At 73.2% G+C, this 19,711-nt stretch carries 17 protein-coding genes; 10 read left to right on the forward strand and 7 right to left on the reverse strand.

Features of this window, described 5'->3' with window-relative positions:
* Window positions 1–19: 19 nt before the first annotated feature.
* The 3 genes from BT341_RS37090 to metF form a co-directional block, all read right to left on the reverse strand.
* Window positions 20–892 (reverse strand): DMT family transporter, encoded by an 873-nt coding sequence (locus BT341_RS37090; protein ID WP_072480666.1) that lies wholly within the window; start codon window positions 890–892, stop codon window positions 20–22.
* A gap of 216 nt (window positions 893–1,108) precedes the next feature.
* The gene (locus BT341_RS37095; RefSeq protein ID WP_177328985.1) at window positions 1,109–2,797 is read right to left on the reverse strand and encodes a DUF885 domain-containing protein; all 1,689 of its coding nucleotides are present in this window, start codon (window positions 2,795–2,797) and stop codon (window positions 1,109–1,111) included.
* 43 nt (window positions 2,798–2,840) lie between these two features.
* The gene (gene metF / locus BT341_RS37100; RefSeq protein ID WP_072480668.1) at window positions 2,841–3,725 is read right to left on the reverse strand and encodes a methylenetetrahydrofolate reductase [NAD(P)H]; all 885 of its coding nucleotides are present in this window, start codon (window positions 3,723–3,725) and stop codon (window positions 2,841–2,843) included.
* A 49-nt stretch (window positions 3,726–3,774) separates the two neighbouring features.
* Here metF and merB point away from each other — a divergent pair, with 49 nt between their 5' ends.
* From merB to BT341_RS37125, 5 genes are read left to right on the forward strand one after another with little or no spacing between them, the layout of a single operon-like run.
* Entirely contained in the window at window positions 3,775–4,467 is a 693-nt protein-coding gene (gene merB, locus BT341_RS37105; protein ID WP_072480669.1) for an organomercurial lyase, read from the forward strand.
* Window positions 4,468–4,527: 60 nt separating this feature from the next.
* A complete protein-coding gene (locus tag BT341_RS37110) occupies window positions 4,528–5,619 on the forward strand; it encodes a polyprenyl synthetase family protein (protein WP_072480670.1) in 1,092 nt (363 codons plus the stop codon).
* A 1-nt stretch (window position 5,620) separates the two neighbouring features.
* Window positions 5,621–7,093: a phytoene desaturase family protein gene (gene crtI, locus BT341_RS37115; protein WP_072480671.1), complete on the forward strand. Its 1,473-nt coding sequence runs from the start codon at window positions 5,621–5,623 to the stop codon at window positions 7,091–7,093.
* A complete protein-coding gene (locus BT341_RS37120; protein ID WP_072480672.1) occupies window positions 7,090–8,016 on the forward strand; it encodes a phytoene/squalene synthase family protein in 927 nt (308 codons plus the stop codon). The genes crtI and BT341_RS37120 overlap by 4 nt, the downstream gene beginning before the upstream one ends.
* Window positions 8,013–8,792 carry an LLM class F420-dependent oxidoreductase gene (locus BT341_RS37125; protein WP_072480673.1) on the forward strand — a complete coding sequence of 260 codons (780 nt, stop codon included), beginning with the start codon at window positions 8,013–8,015 and terminating at the stop codon, window positions 8,790–8,792. The genes BT341_RS37120 and BT341_RS37125 overlap by 4 nt, the downstream gene beginning before the upstream one ends.
* 3 nt (window positions 8,793–8,795) lie before the next feature.
* Here the strand turns inward: BT341_RS37125 and BT341_RS37130 are convergent, their stop codons facing one another.
* Both BT341_RS37130 and BT341_RS45750 read right to left on the reverse strand, forming a co-directional pair.
* Window positions 8,796–9,314: a CGNR zinc finger domain-containing protein gene (locus tag BT341_RS37130; protein ID WP_072480674.1), complete on the reverse strand. Its 519-nt coding sequence runs from the start codon at window positions 9,312–9,314 to the stop codon at window positions 8,796–8,798.
* Between the two features lie 1,123 nt (window positions 9,315–10,437).
* Entirely contained in the window at window positions 10,438–10,806 is a 369-nt protein-coding gene (locus BT341_RS45750; RefSeq protein ID WP_072480675.1) for an Rv2175c family DNA-binding protein, read from the reverse strand.
* 103 nt (window positions 10,807–10,909) lie between these two features.
* Here BT341_RS45750 and pknB point away from each other — a divergent pair, with 103 nt between their 5' ends.
* From pknB to BT341_RS37165, 5 genes are all read left to right on the forward strand, one after another.
* Window positions 10,910–12,937: a Stk1 family PASTA domain-containing Ser/Thr kinase gene (gene pknB, locus BT341_RS37145; protein WP_072480676.1), complete on the forward strand. Its 2,028-nt coding sequence runs from the start codon at window positions 10,910–10,912 to the stop codon at window positions 12,935–12,937.
* Window positions 12,934–13,143 (forward strand): hypothetical protein, encoded by a 210-nt coding sequence (locus tag BT341_RS37150; RefSeq protein WP_072480677.1) that lies wholly within the window; start codon window positions 12,934–12,936, stop codon window positions 13,141–13,143. Before pknB ends, BT341_RS37150 begins: the two co-directional genes overlap by 4 nt.
* A 57-nt stretch (window positions 13,144–13,200) precedes the next feature.
* A complete protein-coding gene (locus BT341_RS37155; RefSeq protein ID WP_072480678.1) occupies window positions 13,201–14,706 on the forward strand; it encodes an SPFH domain-containing protein in 1,506 nt (501 codons plus the stop codon).
* Between the two features lie 136 nt (window positions 14,707–14,842).
* The gene (locus tag BT341_RS37160; protein ID WP_072480679.1) at window positions 14,843–15,544 is read left to right on the forward strand and encodes a hypothetical protein; all 702 of its coding nucleotides are present in this window, start codon (window positions 14,843–14,845) and stop codon (window positions 15,542–15,544) included.
* 183 nt (window positions 15,545–15,727) lie between these two features.
* The gene (locus tag BT341_RS37165) at window positions 15,728–17,044 is read left to right on the forward strand and encodes a wax ester/triacylglycerol synthase family O-acyltransferase (protein ID WP_072480680.1); all 1,317 of its coding nucleotides are present in this window, start codon (window positions 15,728–15,730) and stop codon (window positions 17,042–17,044) included.
* Between the two features lie 156 nt (window positions 17,045–17,200).
* On the opposite strand, the gene BT341_RS37170 is transcribed toward BT341_RS37165, so the two are convergent.
* Complete coding sequence (locus BT341_RS37170; protein WP_072480681.1) at window positions 17,201–18,592, reverse strand: class II 3-deoxy-7-phosphoheptulonate synthase; 1,392 nt, start codon at window positions 18,590–18,592, stop codon at window positions 17,201–17,203.
* Window positions 18,593–18,773: 181 nt separating this feature from the next.
* Window positions 18,774–19,661: a trypsin-like serine peptidase gene (locus BT341_RS37175; RefSeq protein WP_072482384.1), complete on the reverse strand. Its 888-nt coding sequence runs from the start codon at window positions 19,659–19,661 to the stop codon at window positions 18,774–18,776.
* Between the last annotated feature and the right edge of the window lie 50 nt (window positions 19,662–19,711).

Below are 19,711 nucleotides of genomic sequence, written 5' to 3' on the forward strand. Positions count from 1 at the left end.
CCGAGGGGCAGCCACCCCGTCACCGCGGCTCGGGCCGCCAGTAGCCGACCGCGAGCGCCGCGACCAGCACGGCCGCGCCGCACCACGCCGTGGCGCTCAGCCGCTCGCCGAACAGCAGTGCCGACAGCACCGCCGCCGTCAGCGGCTCCAGCACCGCCGACAACGCGCCCAGCACCGGGTGCGCCGTCGTCAGGCCGCGCAGGTATGCCGCGTAGGCGAGGGCCGTCGGCACCGTGCCGAGGTAGCAGGCCACCGCGAGGACGTCCGCGTGCAGCGGCAGCGCCATGCCGGACCAGCTCGCCACCGGCGTGAGGAGCACGCCGCCGGCGAGGCAGCCGAACGCCGTCGTCGAGAGCGGCTCCAGACCCTCCACCGGCTTCGCGGTGAGCAGCGTCAGTGCCGCGAAACCGGCCGCCGCGAGCAGGGCGAAGCCGAGGCCGCCGGCGAGGTGCGCGGGCTCGTCCGGTGACCAGCGCAGCAGCACCAGGCCGGCGATCGTGCCGGCGAGCGAGACCACCGTCCAGCGGCCCGGTTTCCGCCGCCCGGCGAGCGTGACGACGACGGGTGCCGCGCCGATGGTGGTCATCGTGGCGATGCTGACGGAGCTGAACGCGACGGCGGCGAAGTAGCTCGCCTGGAAGAGGGCGAACAGCCCACCGACGGCGAGAAGCCGTTTCGCGGCTTCCGCCGTGCGCGGAAGGGCGCCGCCTTTGAGGACGACGAACAGGGTCGCGACCCCGCCGCCGACGAGCAGCCGGTAGTCGGCGACGGCGAGCGGGTGCAGGCCGGCGAGCCGCCCGAGCAGCGAGCCGGCGAGGCCGCCGGTGCCCCAGAGGACACCGGCGAGAACGAGCGCGGCCGACGAACGGGCGCGCGTGGGTAGGACGGACATCGGGAAAACGCTCCTGCGTCGAAGGAATCGGGAGTTCGACGACGCGGGGCGGTGCGCACGGAAAAGAACCGCGGGCCTTGGCGGCCACGCGGTGGGAGACCACCCCGCTCAGGCGCGGGGCGGTGGGGTGACGAAGAGGATTCGGCGCACGAGGAGGAACCTAGTCACGCCGGACGGCCCACGGCCACCGGTTTTCCGGCGGCCGTGGGCGATTCGTCAGTCCAGCTGGGCCAGCTGCTCGCGCAGCGTGTCGAGGCCCATGCCGCCCATCCTCAGTGCCTCCGTGTGGAACCGCTTGATGTCGAACGCCGCGCCCGCCCTGGCCTGGGCTTCCGCCCGGGCCGCCAGCCACAGGCGCTCGCCGATCTTGTACGCCGGGGCCTGGCCCGGCCAGCCCAGGTAGCGGTCGATCTCGTCGCGCACGTGCGCCTGGTCGGTGATCGTGCGCGTCAGCATGAACTCCAGGCCCAGGTCCGGAGTCCACCGCTCGCCCTCGTGGAAACCCGTCCCCGCCGGGATGAGCAGCTCCAGGTGCATGCCCAGGTCCACCACCACCCGGGCCGCGCGGAACAGCTGTTCCGACAGCATGCCCAGCAGGTCTCCGTCGTCGGACAGGTAGCCCAGTTCCTCCATCAGGCGCTCGGCGTACAGCGCCCAGCCCTCCGCGTGGCCCGAGGTGAACGCCATCAGCCGCTGGTACTTGTTGAGCGCCCCCGACTGGTCCACTGCCGTCGCGATCTGCAGGTGGTGGCCCGGGGCTCCCTCGTGGTACACCGTGCTCGTCTCGCGCCACGTGCTGAACTCGTCGCGGCCCGCGGGCAGTGACCACCACATGCGGCCCGGACGGCTGAAGTCCTCGCTCGGGCCCGTGTAGTACGCGCCGACGCCGCCGCCCGGCGGGGCGATCTTGCACTCCAGGGCCATCACGCGATCCGAGACGTCGAAGTGCTTGCCGCGCAACGACTTCAGCGCTTCGTCCGACAAATGCTGCATCCACGCCTCGAACTCGGCGCGGCCGCGGACGCGGTAGCGCGGGTCGGCGTCCAGCACCGCGGCCGCCTCCGCCGGCGAAGCACCGGCCTTGATCCGGCCGGCCACCGCGCGCATCTCCGTCTCGATCCGCGCGAACTCCGCCCAGCCCCACTCGTAGGCCTCGCGCAGGTCCAGCGTGGCCCCGACGAAGTACCGCGACCACAGGCGGTACACGTCCTCGCCGACGGCGTCCTTGACCGGGGCCTTCGGCGCCAGCTCGGCGCGCAGGAAGCCGGCGAACTCGGCGAACGCCTCCTCCGCCGCCCGCGCGCGGTGCCCGAGGTCGGCGACGAGCGCTTCACCCTGCGCAGCCGCGCCGCCGACGAGCTGCGTGAAGAACCCCGTCTCGTCCTTCAGGCCCGCCCACGTCTCGCACTGCTCCGCCACCTTCGCGACCTGCCGCAGCGCCGCGACGCGGCCCGCGTCGGCCGCCGAGAGCAGGCCGCTGCGGATGCCCGCGAGCGCGCGGGGCACCTCGCCGATGCGGGCGGCGACGGCCGCCCAGTCCTGCTCGGTGTCCAGCGGCATCAGGTCGAACGCCATCCGCAGCTCCTGCACCGGGCTGGAGATGACGTTGAGGCTCGCCACGTCGAGACCGGCCTCGTGGATCTCCAGCTCCAGGCCGATCCGCTCGGTGAACACGGCCTTCGCGGCCCGCTCGGCGGCGTCCCGGGGCTCCGCGGCGGAGACGGCGGCATGGGCCCGCGCGGCCAGCCCGGCGCGCTCGGCGAACCCGTCGGCCGAGTAGTCGGTCAGGCGGTGGTCGTGCCCCTTGATGCCGTATGCGGTCGCGGCGACCGGGTCCGCGGCCGCGTAGTCGTCGACGTAGCGGTCACAGATCCCGTGCACGCCTTCGGAAGCAGTAGAAGCCATGGGCCGCACGCTACCGGGCCACCGGCGCCCGGTGGTACGTACTTCAGGCACGAGCCGGGACGAGTCCCAGCCGCGCGATCACCTCGCGCGTCGCCTTCGAGCGGTTGAACGTGTAGAAGTGCAGGTTCGGCACGCCCTCGGCGATCAGCTTCTCGCACAGCTCGGTGATCACGTCGATGCCCGCCGCGCGGAACGCCTTCGGGTCGTCGGCCAGCGGTTCCAGCCGGTCGAGCAGCTTCCGCGGTGCCGGCGCGCCGGACAGCCTGATCGTCGTCTGCAGGGTCCGCATGGTGGTCAGCGGCATGACGCCGGGCAGGACCGGGACCTCGCAGCCGGTCGCGGCCACCCGGTCGCGCAGCCGCAGGAAGTCTTCCGCGTCGTGGAACAGCTGCGCGATCGCGAAGTCCGCGCCCGCGCGCAGCTTGCGGACCAGGTACTTCGTGTCCGATTCGAGGTCGGGCGAGCGCGGGTGGCCGTAGGTGTACGCCGACACGCCGACGCAGAAGTCGCCCAGCGACCGGACCAGCTGGACCAGCTCCTCGGCGTAGGTCAGGCCCTCCGGGTGCGGGATCCACTCGCCGTAGACGTCGCCGGGCGGGTCGCCGCGCAGCGCGAGGATGTTGCGGACGCCGACGGAGGCGTACCAGCCGATCACGTTCCGCAGCTCGGCGACGGAGTGGTTGACCGCGGTCAGGTGCGCCATCGGCACCAGCGTCGTCTCGGTCGCGACGCGGGCGATGCTGCGGATCGTGCCGTCGCGGCTGGAGCCGCCGGCGCCGTAGGTGATCGACATGTAGGCCGGGTCGTACGGCTCGAGCTCCCGGATCGCCTTCCACAGGACGGCCTCGTCCGCCGGGTCCCGGGGCGGGAAGAACTCGATGGAGAACTTGGGCCCGTCTCCGCGCAACCGCTCGATCACCGACGTCATACCCGCATGTTAAGGGCTTCGCGGACTAAACTGGATACGGGAGCGTGCCATGAGAGACGACGACGCGAGCTGGGACGAGGACGTGCGCCTCGCCGTTTACCACGCCTTCGCCGACCGTGGCCGGGCCCCGTCGGCGCCGGAGCTGGCCGACGCGGCGGGCGGGTCGCTGGCCGTCGCCAAGCAGGCCCTGCACCGCCTCGCCGACGCCCACCACCTGGTGCTCGACGAGTGCGAGCACGTCGTGCTGGCCCATCCGTTCGCCGCGCGGTCGTTCGGCTTCTCGGTGATGGGCTCGCGCACGCTGTGGTGGGGCGGCTGCGCGTGGGACTCCTTTGCCATCCCGCACCTGGTGGACGCCGAGCCGGAGGTGCTGGTCGCGACCCGCTGCCCGGGCTGTGGCCAGCCGCACGCGCTGGTCGTGCACCGCGCCGCGCCGCCCGAGGGCAGGCAGGTGGCGCACTTCCTGGTGCCTGCCGCGCGGATGTGGGACGACGTGCTGCACACCTGCGCGCACCAGCGGCTGTTCTGCTGCGAGTCCTGTGTGGACGCCTGGCTGGCGGCGACCGGGCGGGAGAAGGGCGCCGTACTGGACCTGGTCACGCTCTGGCAGCTCGCGCGCGGCTGGTACGCGGGCCGGCTCGAGCGCGGCTACCGGCGGCGCGAGCCGGAAAGCGCGGTCGCCTGCTTCGCCGAGGCGGGCCTGACCGGGCCGTTCTGGGCGCCCGCCGCGGCCGGAGTCTGATTCGCCACATCCGGGTGCCCCGGCGGCCCGCGCGCCCGCGGGTTCGGCGAGGATGGCGGCATGCACACGCCCGTCTCCGACGCCGACCTGCCCGCCCACGTCGAGCGCGCGCTGGCCGGGTTCCTCGGCCGGGCGAGCGCCGAAATCGTGGAGACCGAGCCGACCGTCGCCGCCGGGATCGAGGCGCTGAGCGGGTTCGTGCTGAACGGCGGCAAGCGGCTGCGCCCGACCTTCGCGTGGTGGGGCTGGCGGGGCGCGGGCGGCGACCCGGCCGGGCCGGACGCCGAGGGCGTGCTGCAGGCGGTGTCCAGCCTGGAGCTGATCCAGGCGTGCGCGCTGATCCACGACGACCTGATCGACTCCTCCGACTCCCGCCGCGGCCACCCGACCGTGCACATCGCGGGCGCGAAGCTGCACGCCGACCGGGGCTGGCTCGGCTCGCCCGCGACGTTCGGCCTCGCCACCGCGGTGCTCGTCGGCGACCTGGCCCTGGCCTGGGCGGACGACATGTTCGCCGACGCGCCGCTGCCCGCGGAGACGCTCGCCGCGGCCCGCCCGGCCTGGCGCGCGATGCGCACCGAGGTGCTCGCCGGGCAGTACCTCGACGTCCGCACGCAGGCCACCGGCGACGCCTCCGTCGAGGCCGCGCTGAAGATCGACCGGCTCAAGACGGCCGCCTACACCGTGCAGCGGCCGCTGCACCTGGGCGCGGCGCTGGGTGGCGCGTCGGACGAGCTGATCGCGACGCTGCTGGAGTTCGGCGGCGAGGTCGGCGTCGCGTTCCAGCTGCGTGACGACCTGCTGGGCGTGTTCGGCGACCCGTCGGTCACCGGCAAGCCCGCCGGGGACGACCTGCGCGAGGGCAAGCGCACCCTGCTCGTGGCGCTCGGCCTGCAGCTGGCCGCGGAAAAGGGCGAGCGGGCCGCCGCCACGGTGATCGCGGACGCGATCGGTAACGCGGACCTGCCCGACGAAGGTGTGGAGACCGTCCGGATGGCGTTGCAGCAGGTCGGCGCGGTCGAGGCGGTCGAGCGCCGGATCGACGAGCTGACCACGGCGGCGATGGCCGCGCTGGAGCGCGCGCACCTGGCCGAGCCCGCCCCGGCGGCGCTGACCGGGCTGGTCGTCAAGGCCACCCAGCGGACGTACTGACGTGCGCACGATCGACGGGCCCGCCGACCACGTCGTCGTGATCGGGGCCGGGCCGGCGGGGCTTTCGGCGACCCTGCACCTGCTCGGCGCGGGACGGCGCGTCACGCTGCTGGAGCAGGCCGATGCCCCGGGCGGCCGGACCGGGCAGCGGAACTTCGACGGCAACGCCGTGGACACCGGCGCGAGCGTGCTGACCATGCCCGAGCTGCTCGAGGAGGCGTTCGCCGCGGTCGGCGAGCCGCTGGCGAAGAACCTGCGCCTGACGAGGCTGGACCCGGCGTACCGGGCGCGGTTCGCCGACGGCAGCTCGCTGGCCCTGCACACCGACGGCGACGCGATGGAAGCCGCGATCCGCGCCTTCGCCGGCGCTCGCGAGGCGGCAGGCTACCGGGCGCTGCGGCGCTGGCTCACGGAGCTGTACGCGGTGCAGAAGGACCGGTTCCTGGCGGCGAACTTCGACTCGCCGCTCGACCTGGCCCGCCCCGAGCTGGTGCGGCTCGCCGCCCTCGGCGGGTTCGGCAGGCTCGGGCCGCGGGTCGGCCGCTACCTGCGTGACGAGCGCGTCCGGCGGCTGTTCACCTTCCAGGCGCTCTACGCCGGTCTCGACCCGGCGAGCGCGATCGGCGCGTACGGCGTCATCGCGTACATGGACACCGTCGGCGGCGTCTACTACCCCGAAGGCGGGATGGGCGAGGTCGGCCGGGCCATGACCGGCGCCGCCGCGCGGGCGGGCGCGGACGTCCGGTTCGGCACCGAAGCCGCGTGGCTGGAACGGGTGCATTCGCGGGTGCGCGCGGTCCGGACGCGCTCGGGCGAGCGGATCGCGTGCGACGCCGTCGTGCTCGCCACCGAGCTGAGCACGGCGTACCGGCTGCTCGGCGCGCGGCCGCGGCGGCCGCTGCCGCTGCGCTACTCCCCGTCGGCCGTGGTCCTGCACGGACGCACGACCCGCAAGTGGGACCTCGGCCACCACACGATCTTCTTCGGCGGCGCCTGGGAGCGGACGTTCGCGGAGATCATCCGCGAGGGCAAGCTCATGAGCGACCCGTCATTGCTGGTCACCCGGCCGACGGCGACCGACCCGGGGCTGGCCGGGCGCGGCGGCGAGATCGTCTCGGTGCTCGCCCCGGCCCCGAACCTGCGTCGCGGGCCCATCGACTGGGACCGCGTCGCCGGCCCGTACCGCGAAGAGCTGCTGCGGACTCTCGAAGCGCGCGGGCTGACCGGCTTCGGCGCCGAGTACACCGTCGACGAGACGATCACGCCCGCGGACTGGGCGGCGCGCGGGCTCGCCGCCGGGACGCCGTTCTCGCTGGCGCACACGTTCGCCCAGACCGGCCCGTTCCGGCCGGCGAACCTGGTGCGCGCGGCCGGCAACGTGGTGCTGGCCGGCTGCGGCACCACCCCCGGCGTCGGCATCCCGCCCGCGCTCATCTCGGGACGGCTGGCGGCGGAACGGATCACCGGCCGGTGAACGAACTCGACGCCGCCGGCATCACCGGCCGCGAGCTGCGCGCGGCGTACACCGAATGCCGTCGCATCAACGCCCACTACGGGCGCACGTTCTTCCTCGCCACGCGGCTGCTGCCGGCGCGGGCCCGGCCGGCCGCGCACACGCTGTACGGGTTCGCGCGGATGGCCGACGAGCTGGTCGACAACCCGGCGCCGGGCAGCGATCCGGCGACCGAGCTGGACCGCGTCGGAGCGATGGTCGACGTCGTCTTCGACGGCGGGACACCGGACGACCCGGTGCTCACGGCGCTGTCGGACACGGTGCGCCGGTACGGCATCGGGCGTGACCTGTTCGACGCGTTCCTGAAGGCCATGCGGATGGACCTGACGACCACCGGGTACGCGACGTTCGCCGAGCTGGGCGAGTACATGTACGGCTCGGCCGCGGTGATCGGGCTGCAGATGCTGCCGGTGTTCGGCACGGTGGGCCCGCGGGCCGGCGCGGAAGCGGGCGCCGTCGCGCTGGGCGAGGCGTTCCAGCTGACGAACTTCCTGCGCGACGTCGGCGAGGACCTGGACCGCGGCCGCCTGTACCTGCCGGCCGCGGAGCTGGCCGCGTTCGGCGTTTCGCGCGAGCTGCTGGAGCGGCGCCGGCCGGACCCGCGGATCCGGGCGGCGCTGGCGTACTTCGTCGCGCGGACGCGGGCGGTGTACCGGCGTGCCGAAGCGGGGGTTGCGTTGCTGCGCCCCGAAGCGCGGCCGTGCGTGCGGACGGCCTTGACGCTGTACGAAGGAATCCTCGACGAGATCGTCGCCATGGACTACGACGTCCTGACCCGCCGCGCGGTGGTCCCGAAGCGGCGGCGGCTGGCGGTCGCGCTGCCGCCGCTGGTTTCCGGCTGGGCGCGCGAGACGTTCCGGGGCGGTCGTAGGCTGCGATCATGACCGAACGACGCATCCGGATCGGCCTGCAGCTCCAGCCGCAGCACGCCGACTACGACAGCATCCGGCGCACGGCCTCGGCCGCCGAGGACCTCGGCGCCGACATCGTCTTCAACTGGGACCACTTCTACCCGCTGTACGGCGACCCCGACGGCAAGCACTTCGAATGCTGGACCATGCTCGGCGCGTGGGCGGAGTCGACGTCCCGCGTCGAGATCGGCGCGCTCGTCACCTGCAACAGCTACCGGAACCCCGAGCTGCTGGCCGACATGGCCCGCACGGTCGACCACATCTCCGGCGGCCGGCTCATCCTCGGCATCGGCTCCGGCTGGTTCGAGAAGGACTACCAGGAGTACGGCTACGAGTTCGGCACCGCCGGCGGGCGCCTCGACGACCTCGCCGAATCGCTGCCGCGCATCGAGGCGCGTCTCGGCAAGCTGAACCCGGCACCGACGCGCAAGATCCCGGTGCTCATCGGCGGCGGCGGCGAGAAGAAGACGCTCAAGCTGGTGGCCAGGCACGCCGACATCTGGCACGGCTTCGGCGACCCGGAGGTGGTCGGGCGCAAGGTGAAGATCCTCGACCAGCACTGCGCGGACGCCGGCCGCGACCCGGCCGAGATCGAGCGTTCGTGCGGCGTCCAGGGCGAGCCGGACGAGCTGGGCCCGAAGCTGCTGGAGCTGGGCGTCACGACGTTCACGGTCGGCGTCGGCGGCCCGGACTACGACCTGGGCGCGCTCGAGAAGTGGATCGCCTGGCGGGACAAGACCCAGGGCTGAGTTTCACCCTCGCGCCCGGTGCGCGGCGACGCGTTCGCGCGTCGCGCACCGGGGCGAGCAGAACTTCCGGCGGCTGCCGCCTCCGGTGTGCGCGAACGGCTTTCCGCACGACGGCGACGCGCACAACCCGCCCGGTACGTCCTGGCGCTCGGCCAGCAGGTTCGCCAGGCCCAGCGCCGAGGACGTGACCAGCCACGCGCCCCACGGGCCGTCGTCGGCGGCGTCGGCGTGCAGGTGCCAGCCGTAGCCCTCTTCGTGGTCGGTCAGGCGCGGCGGGCTCGCGTACTTCACGAACAACCCGTTCAGCACCGAAGCCGCCGAAGCGACGTCGGGGGCGGCGAACACTTCGCGCAGCTCGAAAGCAGCCGCGCGTAGCTCCGTGACGTCTTCCGGAGTGAGCTTGGGATCCGGCTCGCCGTGGTCGCGCAGCACCCGCGCGACCTCCTCGGGGGCCGGGTCGCCGAGGAGCACGCCCAGCAGGTCGACCGCGCGCTGCACGGAATCCCGGTGCGGAAAAGCCATATCCCACTGTAACGTCGCCAAGATGGCAAGCCGTTACGTGGGCTATCTCGCCGGCGCGACCCTCGCCCGGACCGGTGACGAGCTGTCCGGGCCCGCCCTCCTCCTGCTCGGGCTCACGGCGGGTCCGCACGCGGGGTCGGCGCTGCTCGCCGGGCTGACCGCGGCCGCCGCGGCCGGGGGGCCGGTGTTCGGGGCGCTGCTGGACCGCAGCCCCGCGCCGGGACGGCTGCTCGCCGTCGCCCTCGGCGGCTACGCGGGCGGGATCGCCCTCGTCGGCGCCGCGTTCGGGCACCTTCCCCTGCCGCTGGTGGTCGCGCCGGCGGTGGCCACCGGCCTGCTCAACCCGGCCGTCTCGGGTGGCTGGACGGCTCAGCTGCCCTCGGTCGCCGGGCCCGCGCTGCCGGAAGCAAGCCGGCTCGACGCCATGACGTTCACCGCCGCGGCCCTCGCCGGGCCCGGTCTCGCCGGGCTCCTCGGCGGCCCGGCCGGGCTCGCGGTCGCGGTCGCCCTGGTCGCGGTGGCGCTCCCGGTGGCGTGGACGCTCCCGAAGCGGCCACGGCCAAGGACGAAGGCGCGGCTCAGGGACGGCTTCGAAGTCCTGGTCCGCAACGCATCCCTGAGACGAGCGACCACGGCGTCGACGATCTCCTGCGCGGGGATCGGCATGGTCACCGTGTGCTACCCGCTGCTGGGCGCGGCGCACCTGCGCGGCCCGGCGGACGGCGCGCTGCTGCTGGCCGTCTTGGCCGTGGCGTCCCTGCTGGCCAACGCGGTCCTCGCGAAGAAACCGCTGCCGTGGCCGCCCGATCGGACGGTCGGGCTGAGCACCCTCGTCCTGGCGGCGAGCTGCCTCCTCGCCGCCGGCGGGCACGGCGTCGTCGTCGCGGCCGTGCTGGCCGGGGCCGGCGAAGGACCGCAGCTGACGGCGCTGTTCGCGATCCGGCACCGCGAAGCGCCGGAGCACGTCCGGGCGCAGGTGTTCACGACGGCGGCGAGCGTGAAGATCACCGGCCTGGCCGCGGGCGCGGCCCTCGCCGGCCCGCTGGCCGCGTGGTCGCTGCCGGCCTGCCTGGTCACCGCCGCGGCGGTCCAGCTGGTCGCCGCGGCGACGTGTCTGCGCAGGTCAGAACGCCATCGCCTGCGCGCGCCGCTTCACTTCGGTGCCGTGGCTGGTGCGCAGGGCGTTGATCGGGGTGCTGCCCGGCAGGGTGTCGTCGGCGGTGAACAGCCACCGCAGCATCTCCGTCCGGGAGAAGCCGGAGTCGGCGAGCACGGTGATCGTGCCGGCCAGCCCCTTGACCACGCCGCCGGAAACGAAGAAGTCGCTGGGCACGCACAGTTCGCCGCCCCGCCGGAAGGCGATTAGCTGCCCGTCGCGCAGCATCTGCCGGACCTTGTTGGCCGACGTCCCGAGAACGGCCGCCACCTCGGGCAACGGGAGGACCGCGATGGCGGTGTCGAGCACGTCGTCGGCGACAGGAATCCCACTCACACGTGACACTGTGCCACATTCCGTCCCCGCACCCGCTAGTACGCACGGGTGACCCGCGAGGTCTCCTCCACCAACCGTGTCGGGTTCCGTACGATCCATACCCGTGACACGCACCCATCCCAGCCTGGTCGGCACGCTCCTCGAGCGGCGCTACCGGGTGGACCGGCTGCTCGCCCACGGCGGAATGTCTTCCGTCTACCGGGGGACGGACACCCGCCTGGACCGTCCGGTCGCGATCAAGATCATGGACCCGCGGTTCGCCGACGACCGCTCGTTCGTGGACCGGTTCGTGCGGGAGGCCCAGTCGGCGGCGCAGCTGCACCACCCGCACGTGGTGGCGGTGCACGACCAGGGGTTCGACCTGCCGCAGGGTGCGGAGTCGGGGCTCGCCTTCCTGGTGATGGAACTGGTGGACGGCGGGACGCTGCGTGACCTGCTGGACGAGAAGGGCCCGCTGGACGTCGCGCTGGCGCTGAGCGTGGCCGAGCCGGTGCTTTCGGCGCTGGCCGCCGCGCACCGGGCCGGGCTGGTGCACCGGGACGTCAAGCCGGAGAACGTGCTGATCGGCCGGTCCGGGCCGCACACCGGCGGGGTGGTGAAGGTCGCCGACTTCGGCTTGGTGCGGGCCGTGGCGAGCGCCGGGACGACCAGTTCGAGCGTCATCCTGGGCACGGTCGCCTACCTGTCACCGGAGCAGGTCGCCACCGGCGCCGCGTCCGCGCGCGGCGACGTCTACTCGGCAGGCATCCTCCTCTACGAAATGCTCACCGGGCAGGTGCCCTACACCGGCGACACCGCGATCTCGGTGGCCTACCGGCACGTGAACGACGACGTCCCGCGGCCGAGCGCGCTGCGCCCGGACCTGCCGCCCGCGCTCGACGAGCTGATCACCCGCGCGACCCGGCGGGACCCGCAGCTGCGTCCCGCCGACGCCGGGGAGTTCCTGACCGAGCTGACGGCGGTGCGCGCCCAGCTGGGCCTGCTGCCGGTGACCGTGCCGGTCCCGGTCGCCGCCGCGCCGGGCGACGTCGCCGACACCGAGCGCACGCTGCCGCGGATCCCGCAGGTGCTGCCGGACTCCGAGAAGACGATGCCGGTGCACCGCCCGAACGCGACGCGGGCGCTGAGCCACCCGGGCACCCCGCCGCCGGGCTTCACCCAGCAGATCCCGCCGGTGCGGCCGCCGGCGCCGCGACGCCGTGGCGAGCCGGAGCCGGAGAGGCCGCGGGACAACCGGAAGCGGATCGCCCTGATCGCCGCCGCGGTGCTGCTGTTCGGCGGCCTGATCGGGGCGTTCGCGTTCATCCTCACCGACACCGGCGGCGACAAGACCGCCGTCGTGCCGAAGCTGGTCGGGCTGAACCAGGCGGCGGCGGGCGACGCGCTGCGGGCGGTGAAGCTGAATCCGCAGTTCAGCCAGGAGTTCGACAACACGGCGCCGTCGAACACCGTGCTGCGCGCCGAGCCGGCCGAGGGCACGCCGCTGGCGCCGAATTCGACGGTGTCGGTGGTGCTGTCGAAGGGCCGCCCGACCGTGCCGGACATCCGGCCGGGCACCGCGCTGCCCGACGCCGAGCAGGCGATCAAGACCGCGAAGCTGACGCCGGCCCGCGGTGCCGACGACTACGACGCCACGGTCCCGCAGGGCGCGGTGATCCGCACCGAGCCGTCCGCGGGCAGCCAGCTGAACATCGGCGGCCGGGTCACGATCATCGTGTCGAAGGGCCCGATCCCGCTGCCGCCGGTCCCGGACGTCGCCGGGCGGAGCAAGGACGAGGCGTTCCAGCTGCTGCAGCAGGCCGGGTTCGAGCCGTTCCAGGCGGGCGAGGAGTTCCGCCAGGACGTCCCGGCCGGCGCGGTCACCCGCACCGACCCGGCGGCGGGCGCGCAGGCGAAGGCGAAGCGGATCGGCGTGTTCGTCAACAACGCGGTGCAGGTGCCGGACGTCCGCTTCCGCTCGTTCGACGACGCCCAGAAGATCCTGGAGCAGGCGGGGCTGAAGGCCGACCGCGAGGGCGGCAGGGGCCACGGCGGCGGTGGCGGGTTCGACTTCGTCTTCCAGCAGGACCCGCAGCCGGGCACGTTCGTGCAGAAGGGCAGCAAGGTCAAGCTGAAGGGCTTCGGGGGATGATCGGCAGCCGTGGCCGCGTCACGGGCACGATCGGCCCCGGCCTCATCGGCGAGGTGCTGCTGAACGTCCGCGGCGGCACGGAGGCGTTCTACGCGTACCCGGCCGATCCGGAGGAGACGTTCACGTCCGGCACGCAGGTGCTCGTGGTGGACTTCGAGCCGCCGCGCACGGTTTACGTCGAGCGGTGGCAACCGCTGGGCCGCTGACGGCGTCGAAGGGGCACCAACAAACCCACAACAGAAAAGAGCGAGGGGGTCGGTGCCATGAGCCTCGTCGAAATCCTGCTGCTTTCGGCCGGTGGACTCATCGTCGTGCTGATCGTCGTCTTCGGGACCCTGCGGCTGCTGTACAAGGTCGCCGAGCCGAACGAAGCGCTGATCATCTCCGGGCTGGGGGTTCGCGTCGATCGCGCGGAGACCGCCGACAGCCTGGGCTTCAAGATCATCACCGGCCGCGGGGTGAACGTCATCCCCGGCTTCCAGACCGCGCGGCGGCTGTCGCTGGACACCCGGGGCGTCAACCTGCAGGTCTCGTGCGTCACCAAGCAGGGCCTGCCGGTCACCGTGCGGGCCGTCGTCATCTACAAGGTCGGCGACGACTACGCCTCGATCGCCAACGCCGCCCGCCGGTTCCTCGACCAGCAGAAAGGCATGAACGACACGATCCACGAGCTGTTCTCCGGCCACCTGCGCTCGATCGTCGGCGGGCTGACCATCGAGGACATGATCCACAACCGGGACGCGCTCACCGGCGAGGTCCGGCAGTCCTCGGCGAACGAGATGATCAAGCTGGGGCTGATCGTCGACTCGCTGCAGATCCAGGAGATCGACGACGAGTCCGGCTACATCCTCAACCTCGGCAAGCCGCACGCCGCCGCGATCGCCGCGTCGGCGCGGATCGCCGAGGCCCAGCGCGACCAGGAGGCCGCCGAAGTCGAGCAGGTCGCCGCCGCCAAGAAGGCCGCGGCGGTCCGCGAGAGCCAGATCCAGCAGGCCGGCTACCAGGCCGAAGTCGACCAGGCGCGGGCGAAGGCGTCGCAGTCCGGGCCGCTGGCCGAGGCGACCGCGCGCCAGGAGGTCGTCGTCCAGGAGACCCGCGCCGCGGAGCTGGAGGCCGCGCTGGCCGAGCAGCGGCTGCAGTCGCAGGTCCGCAAGCCGGCCGACGCGAAGGCCTACGACACGCGGACCACGGCCGACGCCGCCCGTGACGCGTCGATCGCCAAGGCGCAGGCCGAGGCGAAGGAGACCGAGCTGCGGGCCGCGGCCGACGCCACCCGCGTCAAGACGGCCGCCGAGGCCGAAGCCCAGGCCACCAAGGCGCGGGCCGAGGCGATGGCGGGCGCGACCCGGGCGACCGGTGAGGCCGAGGCCGCCGCGGCCAAGGCCCGCGGTCTCGCGGAAGCCGAAGCCGCCAAGGCGCGTGGCCTCGCCGAAGCGGAGGCGGCGCGCGCGAAGGGCCTCGCCGAGGCGGACGCGATCAAGGCGCGCGCGGCGGCGCTGGCGGAGAACCAGGAAGCCGTCGTCGCGCAGCAGCTGGCCGAGCGCTGGCCGGAGATCGTCGAGGCGGGCGCGAGCGCGTTCGGCAACGTCGACCACATGGTCGTGCTCAACGGCGCCGACGGCATGTCCGACATGTTCGCCAAGGCCCTCTCGCTCGGCGGAACCGGTCTCGGCCTCGCCCGCCAGCTGATGGACGCGATGGGCAAGCCCGCGTCGCCGGAGCTGGACAAGCAGGCCCGGGCGAACGGTGAGCTCAAGCTGAGCGACTAGGCGGTGACGGAGCGTACGGCCCTTGTGTCCCGGATCACGGGAAGCACGGGCCGTACGCCCGATCGGGGGCGGAAATTCCGGGGCCGGTGTCCTACCGTGGGCGCATGGTGCCGGACAGCGTGTCGCGGGCCGCCCGATGAGCAGCTTCTTCACCGGCGGTCCCCGCGAGCGTCCCCTGTTCCCCGTGCCGGAACAGGAGCTGTACGCGTTCAACGGCAGGCACTGGACCGACGCCCCGCGCGAGTACATCGTCCCGGCCGTGCTGCCCTGGGCGCAGCCGCTGGGCCGGTCCGAGCGCACGGTGGTGGCGCTGCGGACCATCGAGGTGTGGCCGCAGGCGCTGACTCTGCGGATCACGGTGTACTCGCGGGACAGCCTGGTCGACGACCCCGCCGAGGGCCTGATCGACCACCGTCGCAAGCCGGACTACAACGGGCTGCTCATCGGCGTGCTCTACGCCGACGGCAGCCGCGCCAGCTCCGAGACGGTCTCGGTGCCGTCGGCGTCCGAGCCGGAGGAGCCGGTGCTGCGGGCGCAGCCGGTCGGCGGGACCCGCTTCGCCGTCGAGCACGAGGTGTTCCTGTGGCCGCTGCCCTCGGCCGGCCCGCTCAAGGTGGTCGTCCAGTGGACGGACCGGGACATCCCGGAGACGCGGACGACGCTGGACGGCGGCGCGATCCGGGCCGCGGCGAAGGACGCCGCGGAGATCTGGCCGGGGCTGGGCAAGCGGCAGGTGAACGGCCTGCCGGTGCGCCGCGTCGGCAAGCAGGTGGCGCTCACCCCCGAATGGGGGCCCGCGGCCGCCGGGAAGCGGCCGGAGCCCGCCCCGGGTGAGTGAACCTTCTTGATCTGTGACGGCGGGCACCGGAGCCTGGGGTATCTCGAATGGATTAACGGGGTGCGTAGTTAGCGTCGTGGAAACACTTCGACCACCCGCACGTCATGTCCGGCTGGTGCAGTGGGTTTCCTCCCTTCCGACGCACGTGGCCGTGCACACCCGCGAACCCGGAAAGGTCCGCCCATGGCAGGCTCGCCGCTCAGCGCACTCGACGTCGCTTTCCTATGCCTGGAAAGCGAAACCTCCCCGATGCACATGGGAGCGGTCGTCACGTTCACCCCGCGCGGCCCGGTCGACCCGGCCGCGCTGACCGCGCTGCTCGCCGCGCGCGCGGCGAGGTTGCCGAAGCTGCGCCAGCGGGCCCGCGCGGAGCTGTTCCCGCCCGGCTCGGCCCGCTGGGCCGACGACCCGGACTTCGTTGCCGCGGACCACATCCACCACGTCACGCTCAGCTCGCTGTACGAGCCGGACCCGCTCACGGCGTACGCGTCGCAGTGGATCGCCGAGCCGCTCGACACATCCCGGCCGCTGTGGCAGCTCACCCTGGCCACCGGGCTGCCGGACGGGCAGTTCGCGCTGCTGCTGAAGCTGCACCACGCGCTGACCGACGGCGCGGGCGCGTACGCGGTCGCGGCCGGCCTGCTCGACGGCGTCAAGCTGCCGGAGCGGATCCCGGCGCAGCCGCGGCCCACGGCGGCACCGCGGTCTACTTTGGACACCGTGAAAGACGCGCTCGGCACGGTCTGGGGCCAGGCGAACGAGACGGCCGGCATCGCGTCGTCACTCGTGCGGGCCGCGCGTCCGCCGCTGTCGCCGGTCTCGGCGCCGCAGTCGGCCGAGCGACGGCTCGGGTTCGTCCGGCTGCCGCTGGCCGAGCTGCGCCGGGTGCGCCGGGCCCACGGCGGCACGACCAACGACGTCGTGCTGGCGGTGCTGGCCGGCGCGTTGCGGGAATGGCTGGTGAACCGCGGGCACCGCGCGGACGGCCGCACGCTGCGGGCCCTGATCCCGGTGAGCGTGCGCGGCCGGGCGGCCGAGCAGCTCGGCGGAAACAAGCTGTCGGGGTACCTGTGCGACCTGCCGGTCGGCGAGGAGGACCCGGTCGAGCGGCTGCGGGTGGTCCGCCGGGCGATGAACCGCAACAAGGCGGCGGGCCCGAGCCGTGGGGCGGGAGCGTTGCCGCTGCTGGCCGGCCGCGTCCCGCCGCTGCTGCACCGCCTGGGCACGCGCACGGCGGGCCTGGCCGCGCCGATGCTGTTCGACCTGGTGATCACGACGGTGCCGCTGCCCCCGGCCCGCCTGTCCCTCGACGGCGCCCGCCTGGCGGAGGTCTACCCGTTCGTGCCGCTGGCCCCGCGTCACGCGGTCGGCATCGCGGTGGCGACCTACCGCGACTCCGTCCACATCGGACTGCAGGCCAACGGCGCGGCGGTGCCGGACGTGGGTTCGCTGCGGGACGCGGTGCTCAAGTCCACGTCCCGCCTGCTCGACACCTGCTGACCCGAGCTCCCCGAGGCGGCCTTGGTTGCGTTGAATCACCCCAGCGACGCGAAGCGCCTCCGTTGAGGGTGGTGGTGGGGGCATGGGTGGCGCACCGAAGGCCGCCTTCGGTGCGTCTCACGCACCGAAGGCCGCATTGGGGCGCTTCGGGCCGGGTCAGTCGCGGAGCATCTCCGCGACCAGGAACGCCAGCTCCAGCGACTGCTGCGTGTTCAGCCGCGGGTCGCAGGCCGTCTCGTAGCGGCCGGACAGGTCGATGTCGGAGATCTCCTGGGCGCCGCCCAGGCACTCCGTGACGTCCTCGCCCGTCAGCTCGACGTGGATGCCGCCCGGGTACGTGCCCAGCTTGTTGTGCACCTCGAAGAAGCCCTGGACCTCGTCGACGATGCGGTCGAAGTGGCGGGTCTTGTAGCCGGTCGACGACTCGTGCGTGTTGCCGTGCATCGGGTCGCACTGCCAGATGATCTTGTGCCCGGACGCCTCGACCTTCTCCACGATGGCCGGCAGGACTTCGCGGACCTTGCCGTTGCCCATCCGGGAGATGAGTGTCAGCCGGCCCGGCTCGAAGCGCGGGTCGAGCCGCTCGACGTACTCCAGCGCCTGCTCGGGCGTGGTCGTCGGGCCGATCTTGAGCCCGATCGGGTTGGCCAGCAGCTCGGCGAACGCGATGTGCGCGCCGTCCAGCTGGCGGGTCCGCTCGCCGATCCAGAGGAAGTGCGACGACAGGTTGTACAGCTTCGGGTTCGACGCGTCGGCCTGGTCCAGCCGCAGCAGCGCGCGCTCGTAGTCCAGCAGCAGCGCCTCGTGGCTGGCGAAGATCTCGGTCGAGTGCAGGGACGTGTCGGTGACGCCGCAGGCGTTCATGAACCGCAGGCCGCGGTCGATTTCGCCGGCCAGCTGCTCGTAGCGCTCCCCCGCCGGGGACGACGACACGAAGTCCTTGTTCCAGTCGTGCACCTGGTGCAGGTCGGCCATGCCGGCGCCGGTGAGGGCACGGACCAGGTTCATCGCGGCGCCCGCGTTGGCGTAGGCGCGGATCATCCGGCCGGGGTCCGGCACGCGCAGCTCGGGCTTGGCGACGAGGGAGTTGATGATGTCGCCGCGGTACACCGGCAGGCCCAGCGCGTCCGTGGCGGCCGAGCGGGGCTTGGCGTACTGGCCGGCGATGCGGCCGACCTTGACCACCGGCAGGCTCGCGCCGTAGGTGAGCACGACCGCCATCTGCAGCAGCGTGCGCAGGTTGGCCCGGATGTGCGGCTCGGTGTTGGACTCGAACGTCTCCGCGCAGTCACCGCCCTGCAGGAGGAACGCCTCGCCGCGGGCGACCATGGCGAGCCGGTCCTTGAGCCGGTCGATCTCGGCGGGGACCGTGATCGGCGGCACGCTCTCCAGCACGCCGCGCACGCGCCGCGTCGCCTCGGGGTCGGGCCACTCCGGCTGCTGCGCGGCCGGCAGCGCCAGCGCCTTGTCGAGCCGCGCCCGCAGCTCGGGCGGCAGCGGCGGCAGTTCGGGCAGGGTGTCGACGGGGACGTCCACAGTCCAGTTCACACCGACCAGGATAAGGTTCGCCGCGGGCCGCGCTTCGCCCGGTTGGCCACCGAGGTCCCGGCCCCTGGGTGCGGGGCCGCACACTGTCGCCCTGGCCCCGGCGCTGAACTGGGGATCGCTCGTCTCCGTGGCCGGTTCGCCCGGGGGCGGAACCGCGGCTCCACCCCCGGGCTGGCGCAGGTCAAGCGGCTTGCGCGCGGTTGTACAGGTTCTGCACGTCGGTGCCGAAGTACGGCCCGAACATGTAGCCCGGCAGGAACGTGTAGCCGAAGCTGTTCACCGACGCCTGCACCCCGGCGCCGGTGCTCTCCGCGAACGACAGGAACCACGGCCCGCCGCTGGAGCCGCCGGTCATGTCGCACTTCATCGCGTGGTCCTGGGTGAGCAGGAAGTCGGTGAACGTGCTGCCGCTGCAGTAGATCAGCTTCGTGCCGTCGTAGGGCGACGCGGCCGGGTAGCCGAAGGCGTACATGCTCTGGTTCTTCGGCTGGTTGAAGGCGATGCCCTGCGCGCCGACGACATCGGTGAGCCGTTGGCCGTTCAGCGGGTTCACCACGGCCATGCCGACGTCGTAGTTCATGTCCTCGCTCGCTTCCCACTGCGGAGTGGTGAGCGTCGTCTTCGCCGGCCATTGGCCGTAGGGCGCGTTGCCGTTGTTGTAGCCGGGCACGAAGACCCATTCCGTGTGCCACGTGCCCTGGTACTTCACGCAGTGCCCCGCGGTGACGACGACACTGCCGTTGCCGCTCGTCACGGCGTCCCCGGAGCACGAGGCTTTCTGGCCGTTGAACAGGAAGAAGACGCGGCCGGCGGTCTGGGTGACCTTGCCGCCGCCGGTCCAGGCGCCGCCGCCGTTCGGGATGCTCTCGATGATCGCGCTCTGCCCGCGCGCGACGTCCTTCGGCGTGAACGCCGGGGTTTTCACGAGCTGGTCCATCGGGACGGCCGCCCGCATGGCCTCGGGTGTCCAGAACGGTTTCGGCGCGGCCTGGGCGGGCGTGCCCGCCAGGGCGAACGCGAGGGAGAGAACGGCGGTGACGACCGCGGCCCGGAATGTCGTGTGCTTCAAGACGCCCACCTTCCCGCGAGTGAATCGTCGCAAAGGCGACACAGCTACTC

Origin of the sequence: Amycolatopsis australiensis (assembly GCF_900119165.1) — a bacterium.
Classification (GTDB): domain Bacteria; phylum Actinomycetota; class Actinomycetes; order Mycobacteriales; family Pseudonocardiaceae; genus Amycolatopsis; species Amycolatopsis australiensis.